The sequence below is a fragment of the Paludibacillus litoralis genome, from assembly GCF_037646705.1.
In the GTDB taxonomy this organism is placed as follows: domain Bacteria; phylum Pseudomonadota; class Alphaproteobacteria; order Rhodobacterales; family Rhodobacteraceae; genus Pikeienuella; species Pikeienuella litoralis.
This window is the reverse complement of record NZ_JBBHER010000003.1, coordinates 351,065-366,890: the sequence shown is the minus strand read 5'-3', so window position 1 is coordinate 366,890 and position 15,826 is coordinate 351,065. Positions and strand designations below refer to the sequence as shown.

9 protein-coding genes are annotated in these 15,826 nt (G+C 65.7%); 2 read left to right on the top strand and 7 right to left on the bottom strand.

Annotated features, from left to right (window positions below):
• Positions 1–90: 90 nt before the first annotated feature.
• Together trhO and WG921_RS06125 are read left to right on the top strand one after the other, a co-directional pair.
• Positions 91–999: an oxygen-dependent tRNA uridine(34) hydroxylase TrhO gene (trhO, locus tag WG921_RS06130; protein WP_340108322.1), complete on the top strand. Its 909-nt coding sequence runs from the start codon at positions 91–93 to the stop codon at positions 997–999.
• A complete protein-coding gene (locus WG921_RS06125) occupies positions 996–1,652 on the top strand; it encodes a pseudouridine synthase (RefSeq protein WP_340108321.1) in 657 nt (218 codons plus the stop codon). The genes trhO and WG921_RS06125 overlap by 4 nt, the downstream gene beginning before the upstream one ends.
• Positions 1,653–1,658: 6 nt before the next feature.
• Here WG921_RS06125 and WG921_RS06120 read toward each other — a convergent pair whose 3' ends face one another.
• The 7 genes from WG921_RS06120 to rplA form a co-directional block, all read right to left on the bottom strand.
• Positions 1,659–2,234: a lipid-binding SYLF domain-containing protein gene (locus WG921_RS06120; protein ID WP_340108320.1), complete on the bottom strand. Its 576-nt coding sequence runs from the start codon at positions 2,232–2,234 to the stop codon at positions 1,659–1,661.
• Positions 2,235–2,336: 102 nt separating this feature from the next.
• The gene (fdhF, locus tag WG921_RS06115; protein ID WP_340108319.1) at positions 2,337–5,117 is read right to left on the bottom strand and encodes a formate dehydrogenase subunit alpha; all 2,781 of its coding nucleotides are present in this window, start codon (positions 5,115–5,117) and stop codon (positions 2,337–2,339) included.
• Positions 5,118–5,276: 159 nt separating this feature from the next.
• The gene (gene rpoC, locus WG921_RS06110) at positions 5,277–9,524 is read right to left on the bottom strand and encodes a DNA-directed RNA polymerase subunit beta' (protein WP_340108318.1); all 4,248 of its coding nucleotides are present in this window, start codon (positions 9,522–9,524) and stop codon (positions 5,277–5,279) included.
• A gap of 5 nt (positions 9,525–9,529) precedes the next feature.
• A complete protein-coding gene (gene rpoB / locus WG921_RS06105; RefSeq protein WP_340108317.1) occupies positions 9,530–13,663 on the bottom strand; it encodes a DNA-directed RNA polymerase subunit beta in 4,134 nt (1,377 codons plus the stop codon).
• Between the two features lie 232 nt (positions 13,664–13,895).
• Entirely contained in the window at positions 13,896–14,276 is a 381-nt protein-coding gene (gene rplL, locus WG921_RS06100; protein ID WP_340108316.1) for a 50S ribosomal protein L7/L12, read from the bottom strand.
• 75 nt (positions 14,277–14,351) lie between these two features.
• The gene (gene rplJ / locus WG921_RS06095; RefSeq protein ID WP_340108476.1) at positions 14,352–14,867 is read right to left on the bottom strand and encodes a 50S ribosomal protein L10; all 516 of its coding nucleotides are present in this window, start codon (positions 14,865–14,867) and stop codon (positions 14,352–14,354) included.
• A 253-nt stretch (positions 14,868–15,120) separates the two neighbouring features.
• On the bottom strand, positions 15,121–15,822 hold the full coding sequence (rplA, locus tag WG921_RS06090) for a 50S ribosomal protein L1 (RefSeq protein ID WP_340108315.1): 702 nt from the start codon (positions 15,820–15,822) through the stop codon (positions 15,121–15,123).
• Positions 15,823–15,826 lie beyond the last annotated feature (4 nt).

Below are 15,826 nucleotides of genomic sequence, written 5' to 3'. Positions count from 1 at the left end.
GGAGTCCCCCCGCGCCCGCATCCCGGCCATGGATCCGATAGCATCCCCTCATCGCTGGCGCGAGCCGGGAGCGCGGTGTAATGAGCCCGGATGCTCACCGTCGCCGCATTCTACCGCTTCACGCCATTCACCGACCCCGCCGCGCTGAAAGGGCCGCTCGAGGCGGCCTGCCGCGCCAGCGATGTTCGCGGCACGATCCTGCTCGCGCCGGAAGGGATCAACGGCGCCGTCGCCGGGGCGCCGGACAGGGTCGCCGCCGCGCTGGCTCATGTCCGCGCGCTGCCCGGCTGCGGCGATCTCGCATGCAGGGAAAGCTCCGCGCGCGCGCAGCCGTTCCTCCGACTCAAGGTTCGGCTGAAAAAGGAGATCGTCACGCTCGGGCGGCCGGGCGTCGACCCTGCGGCGCGGGTGGGCGCGCGCGTCGCGCCGGCCGACTGGGACGCGCTGATCGCGCGCGCCGATGTCGCCGTCATCGACACCCGCAACACCTATGAGACCGGGATCGGCAAATTCCCCGGCGCGATAGATCCGGAGACCGACAGCTTCACCGATTTTCCGCTCTGGTGGGCGCAGAACGCGGACCGGCTTCGCGGCAAGACCATAGCGATGTATTGCACCGGCGGCATCCGCTGCGAGAAGGCGACCTCGTGGCTCCTCGGCCAGGGGCTCGATGAAATCTTCCATCTCGATGGCGGCATCCTGAGATATCTTGAGGAGATTCCCGCCGCGGAAAGCCGCTGGGAGGGAGAGTGTTTCGTCTTCGACGGCCGCGTGGCGGTCGGGCCCGGCCTGCAGCCGGGCGCCCATGTCCTCTGCCACGCCTGCCGGCGGCCCGTCGCGCCGGCCGATCAGGCGTCGCCCTCATACCGGCCCGGCATAAGCTGCCCCGCCTGCGCCGATGAGCGAAGCGACGCGGACAGGGCGCGCTTCGCCGAGCGAGAACGGCAGATCCGGCTCGCCAGGGCGCGCGGAGAGTCTCATCTGGGTCGGCGGGAGTGAGCCGAAAGCCGCCGCCGCTCGTCTACCGGCCGCCGCGTCATCCCTATCTCTCCATCGCCCATCTCGACGAAGACGCGATCGTGGTCGACAAGCCCGCCGGGCTGCTTTCGGTGCCCGGCAAGAGCCCGGATCTCGCCGATTGCGTCGAAGCCCGCGCAAAGGCGGCGTTTCCGGAGGCGCTGATGGTTCACCGGCTGGACCTCGCGACCTCGGGGCTGATTCTGCTCGCGCGGAACCGGCGCGCGCAGAGGATCATCTCCGGGCAGTTCGAGAAGCGGATCGTGAAGAAGGCCTATCTCGCCGAGATCTGGGGCGCGCCGGATGAAGCTTGCGGCGTCATCTCGCTCCCGCTCCGCGCGGACTGGCCGAACCGCCCCCGGCAGATGGTCTGCCATCAGCATGGCCGCGAAGCGGTCACCGAATGGGAGGTGCTGGAGCGTCGCCGAGAGACGACGCTGGTCCGCCTCCGCCCGCTGACCGGGCGCAGCCATCAGCTCCGCGTGCATATGGCGGAGATCGGCCACCCGATCATCGGCGACCCGATCTACGCGACTGGACCCGCGCTCGCCGCCGCGCCGGAGCTCGCGCTCCGCGCGGTCGCGCTCGCCTGGCGAAGCCCGGCGGACGGCGCATGGGTCCGGGTGACGCTCTGACCCGCGCTACGGCGTATATTGGGTGATCTTCGAGCCCTCGACGCCGACGCCGGCCATCAGCCCCGACTGGTCGAAGATCACGGCGTAGATGTCCTTGCCGAGCATCGAGGACGAGAATTTTTTGCCGGCCCCGGTTTCGAGCACGACGACGCTCGGCCCCGCGCCGATCTCCCAGCCGTCATTCCGGTCCATATACGTCACGGCGTCTTCGTTCATGAAGAAAAGCGCGTAGCCGAATGTCTGCGCGCCGGCCTGAAATCCATAGGAGACGGCGAGGGAGGAATAATAGCCGACGGCCTCCTTCCCGCGAAAGAGGGTTCCATTGCCGCCGGAGCCGCCGATCATCAGCCCGGCCTTCAGGATACGCGGAAAGACCAGCACCGCGACCGCCTTCTCGTTCACCGCGGCGGCGGAGGGGTTCTGGGCGACGAGATGCGCAAGCGCGGCGGCGGACTCCTGCCGAAGCGCGGCCGCCGCAGCGTCGTCCGCCGTGGCGGGCGTCGGCGCGGATATCGTCAGCACCAGCGCGGCGAAGAGCCCGGCGACGCTCCAGCCGCCGGTGCGAAATAAATTCCTGAACATTTCGGCCCCTTGTCCATGCGCCCCTTGTCCGACAGCCGGAAAATGGCGGCGCCCCTCGCGCGAATCATAGCCTATGGCGCCGGGGGCCCAAAGCCGAAATCGTCACTCCGCCGCGACCGCCTCTCCGGCCTTGGCCACGCGGCAGGCCGCAAACTTGAACTCCGGGATCTTGCCGAACGGATCGAGCTGCGGATTGGTCAGGATATTGGCCGCCGCCTCGACGAAGGCGAAGGGGATGAAGACCATGTCCTCGGCCACCGCCCGATCCGCCCGCGCCATGATGCGGATCGCGCCGCGGCGCGTCGCCACCTCGATCATTCCGCCCGGCGCGACGCCGAGCGCGCGGAGCGTGCGCGGGTGGAGCGAGGCGTTCGCCTCCGGCTCCACCGCGTCGAGCACGCTCGCGCGGCGGGTCATCGCGCCGGTGTGCCAATGCTCCAGCTGTCGGCCCGTGGTCAGGATCATCGGATAGTCCGCGTCCGGGATCTCCGCCGGCGGCGTCACCTCGGCCGGAGCGAAGCGCGCCCGCCCGCCCGCCCGCGGGAATCCATCCCCGAACACCACCGCCTGCCCCGGGTCCTCCGGCGAGAGCGACGGGTAGATCACCGAATTTTCCGCCTCCAGCCGCTCCCAGGTGATGTTGTCCAGCGATTTCATGCCGCGCTTCATCTCCGCGAAAACCTCGGAGGGATGCGCGTAGGTCCAATCGAGGCCGAGGCGGCGCGCGAGGTCGACCGTGATCCGCCAATCCTCCCGCGCCTCACCCGGAGACGCGACCGCCGGCCGGCCCATCTGCACCTGCCGGTTGGTGTTGGTGACGGTGCCGATCTTTTCCGGCCACGCCGCCGCCGGCAGGATCACATCGGCGTAATTCGCGGTCTCGGTCAGGAAAATATCCTGCACGACCAGATGCTCCAGCTTCGCGAGCGCCGCGCGCGCATGCTCCACGTCCGGGTCCGACATCGCCGGGTTTTCGCCGACGATATACATCCCGCCGATCTGGCCCGCATGGATCGCGTCCATGATCTCGACGACGGTGAGGCCCGGCTTCGGGTTCCAGTTCCCGGTCTCCCAGATGCCGGTGAAGAGCGAACGCACGCCGTCATCGCCGACCGCCTGATAATCGGGCAGGAACATCGGAATCAGGCCGGCGTCGGAGGCGCCCTGCACGTTGTTCTGCCCCCGGAGCGGATGCAGCCCGGTTCCCGGCCGCCCGATCTGGCCGGTCATCAGCGCGAGGCTGATCAGACAGCGCGAATTGTCGGTGCCATGGACATGCTGGCTGACGCCCATGCCCCAGAAGATCATCGCCGCCTTCGAGCCGGCGAATGTGCGGGCGACATCCCGAAGCGTCTCGGCGTCGATCCCGCAGAGCGGCGCCATCTTCTCCGGGCTGAAGCCTTCGAGATGCGTCTTCATCGCCTCGAAATTCTCGGTGTAGGCCTCGATATATTGCCGGTCGACGAGCCCTTCGTCGACGATCGCATGGCAGATCGCGTTCAGCATCGCGACATCGGAGCCGGGGCGGAATTGCAGCATGTGGCTGGCGTGGCGCCTGAGCCCCTGCGCGCGGGGATCCATCACGATCAGCTTGCCGCCCCTTTTCGCGAACTGCTTGAAATAGGTCGCGGCGACAGGATGGTTCTCGATCGGGTTGGCGCCGATGACGATGGCGACATCGGCGTTTTCAATCTCGTTGAAGGTCGCGGTGACGGCGCCCGAGCCGATATTCTCCATCAACGCGGCGACGGAGGACGCGTGGCAGAGCCGCGTGCAGTGATCGACATTGTTGTGCCCGAAGCCGGTGCGGATCAGCTTCTGGAAGAGATAGGCCTCCTCGTTCGAGCATTTGGCGGAGCCGAAGCCGGCCACGCTCTCGCCTCCGCGCTCATCGCGGAGCCGCGCCAACCCGTTGGCGGCGATATCCAGAGCCTCTTCCCATGTCGCTTCGCGAAAATGGGTGAACGGGGTCTCGGGATCGACATTCAACCCCTTCGCCGGCGCGTCTTCGCGCCGGATCAGCGGCTTGGTCAGACGGTGAGGATGATCGACATAGTCGAAGCCGAAGCGCCCCTTCACGCAGAGCCGGTTCTCGTTCGAAGGGCCGTCCACGCCATCGACATATTTGATCCGGTCATTCTTGATCTTGAAGGATATCTGGCATCCGACGCCGCAATACGGGCAGACGGAGCGCACCTCGCGGTCATAGTCGCGACTGTCGCCGAGGCCGTTTTCATCGACCACCGTCGCCGGCAGAAGCGCCCCGGTCGGGCAGGCCTGCACACATTCGCCGCAGCCGACACAGGTGGAGGCGCCCATAGGGTCCATCATGTCGAAGACGATTTGCGAGTCGTGGCCGCGCCTAGCCATGCCGATGACGTCGTTCACCTGCACTTCGCGGCAGGCCCGGACGCAGAGATTGCAATGAATGCAGGCGTCAAGATTGACGCGCATCGCGACATGGCTGTCATCGAGAAGCGGGACGCGGTCCGGCTCCAGCGCCGGAAAGCGGCTCCCGGAGACGCCCGTCGCTTCCGCCATGTCCCAGAGATGGGAGGAGCGATCATGCGCGATCTCGCGCTCGGGCTGATCCGCGAGAAGAAGCTCCATCACCATCGCGCGGGCCTTTGTCGCCCGTTCGCCGTCGGTGCGGACCACCATCCCCTCCGTCGGCGGGCGAATGCAGGACGCGGCGAGCACCCGCTCTCCCTCGATCTCCACCATGCAGGCCCGGCAATTGCCGTCCGCGCGGTAGCCGGGCTCATCCAGATGGCAAAGATGGGGGATGCGCGTTCCCATATTCTTCGCGACATCCCAGATCGACTGCCCGGGCGCCGCGACCGCCGGCTCGCCATTGAGGGTGAATCTGATTTCGTCACTCATCGCGCCCGCCTCCGCTTGGCCATCCCGGGATGATAGCCAGTGAGCGCCCGTGTGCAAACGAGATCGCGATGCGCGCCCCCGCGCCGGCGCCCGGGAACGCGAAAGGCCGCGGCGCTCGCGCCGCGGCCCTTCTCATTTTTCAGCCCGAAGCGGGCAGGCTCACTCGTCGATCAGGCTATCGGCGTTGTCGTCGCTCGGCCCTTCGATCACCTTGAAGGCGTCTTCGGCGGGCTTCTCCGCCGCCGCGGCCGCCGCCGCGGCGGCCGCCTCCTTCTCCCGGGCGGCGATAACCTTGCGGTCACGCTCCGCGGCGACGGCCTTGATCCGCATCGCGGCGCCGCCGGTGCCGGCCGGGATCAACCGCCCGACGATGACGTTCTCCTTCAGGCCGACGAGTTTGTCGCGTTTGCCCTGGGTCGCCGCCTCCGTCAGAACCCGCGTCGTCTCCTGGAAGGAGGCGGCGGAGATGAAGGAGCGCGTCTGCAGGCTCGCCTTGGTGATGCCGAGAAGGACCGGGCCGCCCGTCGCCGGGCGATATCCGTTCTTGTGCGCCTTCTCGTTCGCTTCGTCGAACTCGATCTTGTCGACCTGCTCGCCCTTCAGCAACGTCGTCTCGCCGCCGTCGGTGATCTCCACCTTCTGCAGCATCTGCCGAACGATCACCTCGATATGCTTGTCGCTGATCTTCACGCCCTGAAGCCGGTAGACGTCCTGCACCTCGTTGACGAGATAATCCGCCAGCGCCTCGATCCCGAGAATGGCGAGGATATCGTGCGGCGCCGGATTGCCCTCCAGAAGATATTCTCCCTTCTGGATGAAATCGCCTTCCTGCACCGCGATGTGCTTGCCCTTCGGCACCAGGTATTCGACAGGCTCCGCATCTTCGTCGACCGGAACGATCGAGATCCGCTGCTTGTTCTTGAAATCGCGGCCGAACTGAACATGGCCGTCGATCTCGGCGATGATCGCGTGGTCCTTCGGACGCCGGGCTTCGAACAGCTCCGCCACCCGCGGCAGACCGCCGGTGATGTCTCTGGCCCGGGCGCCTTCGCGCGGGATGCGCGCGATGACGTCGCCGGGGCGGACCGTCTGCCCATCCTCGACCGACAGCACCGCATCCACCGACATGAAGTAATGCGCCGGGTTGCCGTTATCGAGCATCTGCGGCTCGCCGTCCTCTCCGATCAGGCTGATCGCAGGCTTCAGGTCGGAGCCCTTCGGCGCCGACCGCCAGTCGGAGACGATCCGCTGACTGATGCCCGTCGCGTCGTCGACCTCCTCGCGGAGCGAAATGCCCGGGATGAGATCGACCAGCTTGGCGGAGCCGCCCTTCTCGGCGATCATCGGCAGGGTGTACGGGTCCCACTCCGCCAGACGCTGACCGCGTTCGATGATGTCGCCTTCCTTCACCAGAAGCCGGGAGCCATAGGCCAGCTTGTGCGCCGCCCGCTCTCGTCCGTTGGCGTCGACGATCACAAGCTGAACGTTCCGCGAGATGGCGAGGACATCGCCATCCGCATTGGTCAGCAGCGAAGGATTGCGAATCTCCAGCCGGCCTTCCTGAGTCGATTCGACGAAGGACTGATCGCTCACGCTCGCGGCGCCGCCGATGTGGAAGGTCCGCATCGTCAGCTGCGTGCCCGGCTCGCCGATCGACTGGGCGGCGATGATGCCCACGGCTTCGCCGAGGTTCACCCGTGTGCCGCGCGCCAGATCGCGCCCGTAGCAGTTCGCGCAGATTCCGTCCTCCGCCTCGCAAGTCAGCGGAGAGCGGATCTTGACCGAAACGACCTGAAGCGCGTCGATCTGGTGCGCGGTCTTCTCGTCGATGATCTCGCCCTTCGGCGCGATGACGCTGTCGTCGGCCGGGTCGAGCACGTCCTCGGCCGGAACGCGGCCCAGGACCCGCTCCGAGAGCGGCGACACCACTTCGCCGCCATTCACCACCGCCTGCAGCGTGATGCCGTTCTCGGTGCCGCATTCCTCCATCTTGATGATGCAGTCCTGCGCCACGTCGACCAGACGACGGGTGAGATAGCCGGAGTTCGCCGTCTTCAGCGCGGTGTCCGCGAGCCCTTTCCGCGCCCCGTGGGTGGAGTTGAAATACTCCAGCACGGTCAGGCCTTCCTTGAAGTTCGAGACGATCGGCGTCTCGATGATCTCGCCGGACGGCTTCGCCATCAGGCCGCGCATGGCGGCGAGCTGGCGCATCTGGGTCGGCGAACCGCGGGCGCCGGAATGCGACATCATGTAGACCGAGTTCAGCGCCTGCGTCCGGCCGTCCGCGTCCTTCTTCACAGAGGAGATTTCCGCCATCATCGCCTCGGCGACCTTGTCGGTGCATTTCGACCAGGCGTCGACGACCTTGTTGTACTTCTCACCCTGGGTGATCAGGCCGTCGAGATACTGCTGTTCGAAATTCTTCACCGCGTCGCGGGCGGCGTTCACGATCTCCCATTTCGACTCCGGGATGACCATGTCGTCCTTGCCGAACGAGATGCCCGCCTTGAACGCTTCGGTGAAGCCGAGCGTCATGATCCGGTCGCAGAAAATGACCGAATCCTTCTGTCCGCAGTGCCGGTAGACCTCGTCGATGACCTCTCCGACCTCCTTCTTCCGAAGGGTCCGGTTGATGACCGAGAACGGCACCGCCGCGTTCTTCGGCAGAAGCGCGCCGATCTGCATCCGGCCCGGAGTCGTCTCCAGCCGCTCACGCACGGGGCGGCCCTCGGCGTCAACCGTGTCGCGCCGGGTGATGATCTTCGTGTGAAGCGTGATGTCGCCCGTATTGAGCGCGTGCTCGATCTCCGCCATGTCGGCGAACATCATGCCCTCGCCCGGCTCGTTCTCCTTCTCGAGCGAAAGATAGTAGAGGCCGAGAACCATGTCCTGCGACGGCACGATGATCGGCTTGCCGTTGGCCGGCGAAAGCACGTTGTTCGTGGACATCATCAGGACGCGGGCCTCGAGCTGAGCCTCAAGGCTCAGCGGCACGTGAACCGCCATCTGGTCGCCGTCGAAATCCGCGTTGAAGGCGGCGCAGACCAGCGGATGAAGCTGGATCGCCTTGCCCTCGATCAGCACCGGCTCGAACGCCTGAATGCCGAGACGGTGGAGCGTCGGCGCGCGGTTCAGGAGGACGGGATGCTCGCGGATCACCTCATCGAGGATATCCCAGACCTCCGGGCGCTCCTTCTCCACCAGCTTCTTCGACTGCTTGACGGTGGAGGAATAGCCCTGCGCGTCCAGCTTCGCATAGATGAACGGCTTGAAAAGCTCGAGCGCCATCTTCTTCGGCAAGCCGCATTGATGCAGTTTCAGCTCCGGTCCCGTCACGATCACCGACCGGCCGGAGAAGTCGACCCGCTTGCCGAGAAGGTTCTGGCGGAACCGGCCCTGCTTGCCCTTCAGCATGTCGGAGAGCGACTTCAGCGGCCGCCTGTTGGCGCCGGTGATGACCCGGCCGCGGCGGCCGTTGTCGAAGAGCGCGTCGACCGATTCCTGGAGCATCCGCTTCTCGTTACGGATAATGATATCCGGCGCGCGAAGCTCGATCAGCCGCTTCAGGCGGTTGTTCCTGTTGATCACCCGACGATAGAGATCGTTGAGATCCGAGGTCGCGAAGCGACCGCCGTCGAGCGGCACCAGCGGGCGCAGCTCCGGCGGAATCACCGGAACCACGGTCAGGATCATCCATTCCGGCCGGTTGCCGGAATCGAGAAAGTTCTCCACCAGCTTCAGCCGCCTGATGATCTTCTTCGGCTTCAGCTCGCCCGTCGCCTCGCGCAGATCCTCGCGCAGCTTGTCGCGCAGCTCCTGAAGGTCGATCGCCGCCAGCATCTCGCGCACCGCTTCAGCGCCGATGCCGGCGGTGAAGGCGTCCTCGCCGAAGCTGTCCTGCGCGTCGAGGTACTGGTCTTCCGTCAACAGCTCGCCGGCGGTGAGGTCGGTCAGGCCCGGCTCCATCACCACATATTGCTCGAAATAAAGCACCCGCTCCAGATCGCGCAGCGTCATGTCCAGCATCAGCCCGATGCGGGAGGGAAGCGATTTCAGGAACCAGATATGCGCCACGGGCGAGGCCAGATCGATATGGCCCATCCGCTCGCGGCGGACCTTCTGCAGCGTCACCTCGACGCCGCATTTCTCGCAGGTCACCCCGCGATATTTCATCCGCTTGTATTTGCCGCAGAGGCACTCGTAATCCTTGATCGGCCCGAAGATCCGGGCGCAGAACAGACCGTCCCGCTCCGGCTTGAACGTCCGATAGTTGATCGTTTCCGGTTTCTTGATCTCGCCGAAGGACCAGGAGAGGATCCGCTCCGGGCTGGCGAGCCCGATGCGGATCTCGTCGAAGGTCGCGGCCGGGGCCACGCCTTGGCTGAAGATATTGCTGATCTCGTTCATCTGGTTCACTCCGTTTCCGAATCCAGCAACTCGACATTCAGGCCGAGCGAACGGATTTCCTTGACGAGAACGTTGAACGATTCCGGGACGCCAGCCTCGAAATTGTCCTCGCCCTTGACGATGCTCTCATAGACCTTGGTCCGGCCCGCGACGTCGTCCGACTTCACCGTCAGGACTTCCTGCAAGGTGTAGGCGGCGCCGTAGGCCTCCAGCGCCCAGACCTCCATCTCTCCGAACCGCTGACCGCCGAACTGCGCCTTGCCGCCCAGCGGCTGCTGGGTCACGAGGCTGTAGGGGCCGGTGGAGCGCGCATGGATCTTGTCGTCCACGAGGTGATGCAGCTTCAGGATATACTTGTAGCCGACCGTGACCGGGCGCGTGAACGCGTCGCCCGTCCGGCCGTCATGGAGGATCACCTGGCCGGACTGGTCGAAGCCGGCGGCGGCGAGACGTTCGTTGATGTCCGCCTCCTTCGCGCCGTCGAAGACCGGGGTCGCGATCGGAACGCCGCGACGGACGTTTCCGGCCGCCTCGATGAATTCCGCCTCGGTCATGTCCTCGGTCGCCTCGGCGAGGGTCTCCGCGCCGTAGGCGATCTCCATCGCCTTCCGGACCGGGGTGAGGTCGCCGTCCCGTTCATAGCCGTCCAACGCCTTGCTCACGATGCGGCCAAGTCCGTGCGCGGCCCAGCCCATGTGGGTCTCGAGGATCTGCCCGACATTCATCCGCGACGGCACGCCGAGCGGGTTCAGCACCACGTCGACGGGCGTGCCGTCGTCGAGGAAGGGCATATCCTCCTCCGGCACCACCTTGGAGATGACGCCCTTGTTGCCGTGACGGCCGGCCATCTTGTCGCCCGGCTGAAGCTTCCGCTTCACCGCGACGAACACCTTGACCATCTTCATGACGCCCGGCGGCAGATCGTCGCCGCGGCGCACCTTCTCCACCTTGTCCTCGAAGCGAGCTTCGAGAGCGCGGCGCTGGGTGTCATACTGCTGGTTCAGGGCCTCCAGGCTCTTCTGATCGGCCTCATCCGGCAGCACGAGCTGCCACCAGAGCCCGCGGGAGAGGACTCCGTCCAGCATTTCGGGGGTGATGGTCGAGCCGGCCTTCACGCCTTTCGGCCCCTTCACGCAGGTCTTGCCGAGCAGAAGCTCGCGGAGCCGCGCGTAGGTGGTGCGGTCCAGAATCGCGACCTCGTCGTCCCGGTCGCGGGCGAGGGCTTCGATCTCCTCGCCTTCGATCTGCATCGCGCGCTCGTCCTTGTCGACGCCATGCCGGTTGAACACCCGCACTTCGACGATGGTCCCGAAATCGCCCGGAGGCATCTTCAGCGACGTGTCGCGAACATCGGAGGCCTTCTCGCCGAAGATCGCCCGAAGCAGCTTCTCCTCCGGGGTCATCGGGCTTTCGCCCTTCGGCGTGATCTTGCCGACGAGAATATCGCCAGGCCCGACCTCGGCGCCGATATAGACGACGCCGGCCTCGTCGAGATTGCGCAGCTGCTCCTCGCCCACATTGGGGATGTCGCGGGTGATCTCCTCCGGCCCGAGCTTGGTGTCGCGCGCCATGACCTCGAATTCCTCGATGTGAATCGAGGTGAAGACGTCATCCTTCACGATCCGCTCGGAAATGAGGATCGAGTCCTCGTAGTTGTAGCCGTTCCAGGGCATGAACGCGACGAGCACGTTCTTGCCGAGCGCCAGTTCGCCGAGATCGGTCGAGGGGCCGTCGGCGATGACGTCGCCGGCCTTCACCCGATCGCCCACCTTCACCAGCGGCCGCTGGTTGATGCATGTGCTCTGGTTCGAACGCTGGAACTTGCGGAGCCGGTAGAGGTCGACGCCGGGGTCGCTCGCGCTGATGTCGTCAGTGACCCGGACCACGATGCGCATCGCGTCGACCTGGTCGATCACGCCGCCGCGGCGCGCGGTGATCGCCGCGCCCGAATCGCGCGCCACGACCTCCTCCATGCCGGTGCCGACGAAGGGCGCCTCGGCCCTCAGAAGAGGGACCGCCTGGCGCTGCATGTTCGAGCCCATCAGGGCGCGGTTCGCGTCGTTGTTCTCGAGGAACGGGATCAGCGAGGCCGCGACCGAGACGAGCTGTTTCGGGCTTACGTCGATCAGGTCGACGTTTTCCCGCGGCGAGAGAAGATAGTCGCCACTCTTGCGGGTGGAGACCAGTTCATTCATGAACTCGCCGTCCTCGGTCAGGCTCGCGTTGGCCTGCGCCACCGTGTAGCGCATCTCCTCCGTCGCCGAGATATAGTTCACCTCGTCGGTGACCTTGCCGTCGCGGACGGTCCGGTACGGCGTCTCGATGAAGCCGTATTTGTTCACGCGCGCGAAGCAGGCGAGCGAGTTGATCAGGCCGATATTCGGGCCCTCCGGCGTCTCGATCGGGCACATCCGCCCATAATGGGTCGGATGAACGTCGCGCACTTCGAAGCCCGCGCGCTCACGCGTGAGGCCGCCCGGCCCAAGCGCGGAAAGCCGGCGCTTGTGCGTCACCTCGGAAAGCGGGTTGGTCTGGTCCATGAACTGGCTGAGCTGCGACGAGCCGAAGAACTCGCGCACCGCCGCCGCCGCCGGTTTCGCATTGATCAGATCCTGCGGCATCACCGTGTCGATCTCGACCGAAGACATCCGCTCCTTGATCGCGCGCTCCATGCGCAGCAGTCCGACCCGGTACTGGTTCTCCATCAGCTCGCCGACCGAGCGCACCCGGCGATTGCCGAGGTGATCGATGTCGTCGACCTCGCCCCTGCCGTCGCGCAGATCGACCAGCGCCTTGATCACCGCCAGCATGTCTTCGGGCCGCAGCGTCCTGACCGTATCCTCGACATCGAGCTGAAGACGCATGTTCATCTTCACCCGGCCCACCGCCGAAAGGTCATAGCGCTCGGGATCGTAGAACAGCGAGTTGAACAGCGTCTCCGCCGCCTCCAGCGTCGGCGGCTCGCCGGGCCGCATCACTCGGTAGATATCCTGAAGCGCGGTTTCACGGCCGTGGTTCTTGTCCACCGCCATGGTGTTGCGGATATACGGGCCGACGGTGACGTTATCGATGTCGAGCGTCGGGATGGTGGTGACGCCGTTGTCGAGCAGCGTCTTCAACGTTCCGCCCACGACCTCGCCGGTCTTCGGGTCGAGCTCCCAGGTCAATTCGTCGCCGGCCTCGACCCAGATCTCGCCGGTCTCCTCGTTGATCATGTCCTCGGCGGCGTAACGGCCGATGATCGCCTCGAACGGCGCGAGGTAGCTCGTGACGCCTTCGTCGGCGAGCTTGTTCAACTTGCGGGGGGTCAGCTTCGCGCCAGCCTCGGCGATCACCTCGCCGGAATCCGCGTTCACAAGATCGAAGCTCGGCTTGGTGCCGCGCAGGCGCTCCACATCGAGCGGCGCCGCCCAGCCTTCGCCGGTGCGCACATAGTCGACCCGGTCATAGAACGCATCGCAGATCGCCTGCTGATCCATGCCCAGAGAATAGAGCAGCGTCGTGACCGGCAGCTTCCGGCGCCGGTCGATGCGGACATAGACATTGTCCTTGGCGTCGAATTCGAAATCGAGCCAGGAGCCGCGATAGGGAATGACGCGGGACGCGAAAAGCAGCTTGCCCGACGAATGGGTCTTGCCCTTGTCGTGATCGAAAAAGACGCCCGGGCTCCGGTGCATCTGGCTGACGATCACGCGTTCGGTGCCGTTCACGACGAAGGTGCCGGTCTGCGTCATCAGCGGCAGATCGCCCATGAAGACGTCCTGCTCCTTGATGTCCTTGATCGAGCGGGCGCCCGTGTCGTCGTCGACCTCGAAGACGATCAGCCGCAGCGTCACCTTCAGCGGCGCGGCGTAGGTCATGTCGCGCTGCTGACATTCCTCGACATCGTATTTGGGCGCCTCAAGCTCGTATTTCACGAATTCGAGAACCGCCGTCTCGTTGAAGTCCTTGATCGGAAACACCGACTGGAAAACGCCCTGAATGCCCTCGCCATCCGTCGGAACCGGGCCGTCGCCCGATCGCAGGAACAGCTCATACGAGCTTTTCTGCACCTCGATCAGGTTCGGCATTTTCGCGACTTCGTCGAGTTTGCCGAAAAACTTGCGAATGCGCTTGCGTCCGGAATGCGTCTGAACCATTTGATTCCTCTGGTCTTTCGCCAACCTCTCGCCGGTGGGGAAACGGCGAGACGGCGTCCCGAGTGACAGGGTGTTCCAATACCAGCCGGCTTCCCATGCCGACTTCCCGGATCACCGCGTCTTCCGAGGCCCTCCTTCCGGTCAACCGGCCGGAGGGCCTGAGACGACGCGGGCTGGACCCGGCGCGCCGGGTCCAGCCTTCTTCTCGATCGCAGCCCCGAAGGGCCGCGGCTTACTTCAGCTCGACTTCGGCGCCAGCCTCTTCGAGCTTCGCCTTGATCTCTTCGGCTTCCGCCTTCGAGGCGCCTTCCTTCACGGCCTTGCCGCCGGCCTCGACGAGGTCCTTGGCTTCCTTGAGGCCGAGACCGGTGATCGCGCGGACCTCCTTGATGACGTTGATCTTCTTCGCCCCGGCGGCCTTGAGGATCACGTCGAATTCGGTCTGCTCCTCAGCCGCGGCGGCATCGCCGCCGGCGGCCGGACCGGCCATCATCACGGCGCCGCCCGCAGCGGGCTCGATGCCGTATTCGTCCTTCAGGATGTTCTTCAGCTCCACCGCCTCGAGGAGGGTGAGGCCGACGATCTCTTCAGCAAGTTTCTTCAGATCAGCCATTTCGTTTTCCGTTCGCTTGTCTTCGTGGTTCCGGCGTCGGGCCTATCGCCCGCGCCTCCCGATTGCTTGCCAGGTTCAGGCGGACTCTCGTTCGCTCAGCGTCGTCAGAATGCTGGCGATGTTCGAGGCCGGTGCGCCAGCGGCGCCCGCAAGGTTGGCGGCGGGCGAGATGAGACATCCCGCGATCGACGCCAGAATTTCCTCGCGTGAAGGCATCGCGGAAAGCGCTTTCACGCCAGCCGCGTCCAGAATGGTCGACCCCATCGCCCCGCCGAGAACAACGAGCTTGGCGTTGTCCTTCGCGTAAGCTTCGGTGACTTTCGCCGCCGAAACGGGATCTTCGGCGTAGCCGAACACCGTCTGGCCCGTGAGAAGGTCCTTCAGACCCTCGCACGGCTTGCCCTCCAGGGCGATTTTGGCGAGCCTGTTCTTGGCGACGCGGACCGAAGCTCCCGCGGCGCGCATGCGCGCCCGGTAATCCGACATCTCAGCGACCGAGAGACCGACGTAGTGACACACCACGACGGCGCCAGAGTCAGAAAAGATCTGGCCGAGTTCCTCGACCACCGCTTCTTTCTGGGCTCTATCCACAGTCTTCTCCAAGGTTTTGGCGGTCGGGAACGCTCCCTTCCGCCGGCTCAAGATCAGACAGCCGGCTTCCCGCCTGTCCGCTTCCTTTCCCGTCCCGGGTCAGCCAAAATCGCCGCCATGAAAACGGCCGATCCTGCGTCTCCCGTCTATGGCGGGCCTTACAGGGTTCACCCCCGCCCACCGTCTCGGACCGGATGAGCGCCGCCTTGCGGGCGACGCCCCGTCATTCCGCCGGACAACCTCCGGCGAAAACTCACTCGGCGGAGATGGCGTCGGCCACATCCACCGTCACGCCCGGCCCCATCGTGGAGCTGAGCGAAATCTTCGTCATGTAGGTGCCCTTGGCGCCGGTCGGCCGGGCCTTGCCCACGGCCTCGACGAAGGCCTTGACGTTGGCCGCGAGGCTCGCTTCGTCGAAGCTGACCTTGCCGATGCCCGCGTGGATCACGCCCGCCTTCTCGACCTTGAACTGCACCTGCCCGCCCTTCGCGGCCTTCACCGCCTCGGCGACGTCCATCGTCACCGTGCCGACCTTCGGGTTCGGCATCAGATTGCGCGGGCCGAGAACCTTGCCGAGCCGGCCGACCACCGGCATCATGTCCGGCGTCGCGATGCAGCGATCGAAGTCGATCTTGCCGCTCTGCACGGTCTCCATCAGGTCTTCCGCGCCGACGATGTCGGCGCCGGCGGCCTCGGCCTCCTCCGCCTTCGCGCCCCGCGCGAACACCGCGACGCGGACCGTCTTGCCGGTGCCCGAAGGCAGCGTGACCGTGCCGCGGACCATCTGGTCGGCGTGGCGCGGGTCGACGCCCAGATTCATCGCGATCTCGACCGTCTCGTCGAATTTCGCCTTCGCGTTCGCCTTGATCAGCGCGACCGCCTCCGCCACCGGCAGATCGGCCTTGCCCTCGAAGGCCGCGCGCGCCGCTTTCACTCTCTTGCCAAGCTTCGCCATGACC

Excerpts from the sequence above, each read along its gene's own strand:
- rplL (WP_340108316.1), bottom strand. The coding sequence starts at position 14,276 with ATGGCTGATCTGAAGAAACTTGCTGAAGAGATCGTCGGCCTCACCCTC.
- trhO (WP_340108322.1), top strand. The coding sequence starts at position 91 with ATGCTCACCGTCGCCGCATTCTACCGCTTCACGCCATTCACCGACCCC.
- fdhF (WP_340108319.1), bottom strand. The coding sequence starts at position 5,117 with ATGAGTGACGAAATCAGATTCACCCTCAATGGCGAGCCGGCGGTCGCG.
- rpoC (WP_340108318.1), bottom strand. The coding sequence starts at position 9,524 with ATGAACGAGATCAGCAATATCTTCAGCCAAGGCGTGGCCCCGGCCGCG.
- WG921_RS06120 (WP_340108320.1), bottom strand. The coding sequence starts at position 2,234 with ATGTTCAGGAATTTATTTCGCACCGGCGGCTGGAGCGTCGCCGGGCTC.
- rplA (WP_340108315.1), bottom strand. The coding sequence starts at position 15,822 with ATGGCGAAGCTTGGCAAGAGAGTGAAAGCGGCGCGCGCGGCCTTCGAG.
- rpoB (WP_340108317.1), bottom strand. The coding sequence starts at position 13,663 with ATGGTTCAGACGCATTCCGGACGCAAGCGCATTCGCAAGTTTTTCGGC.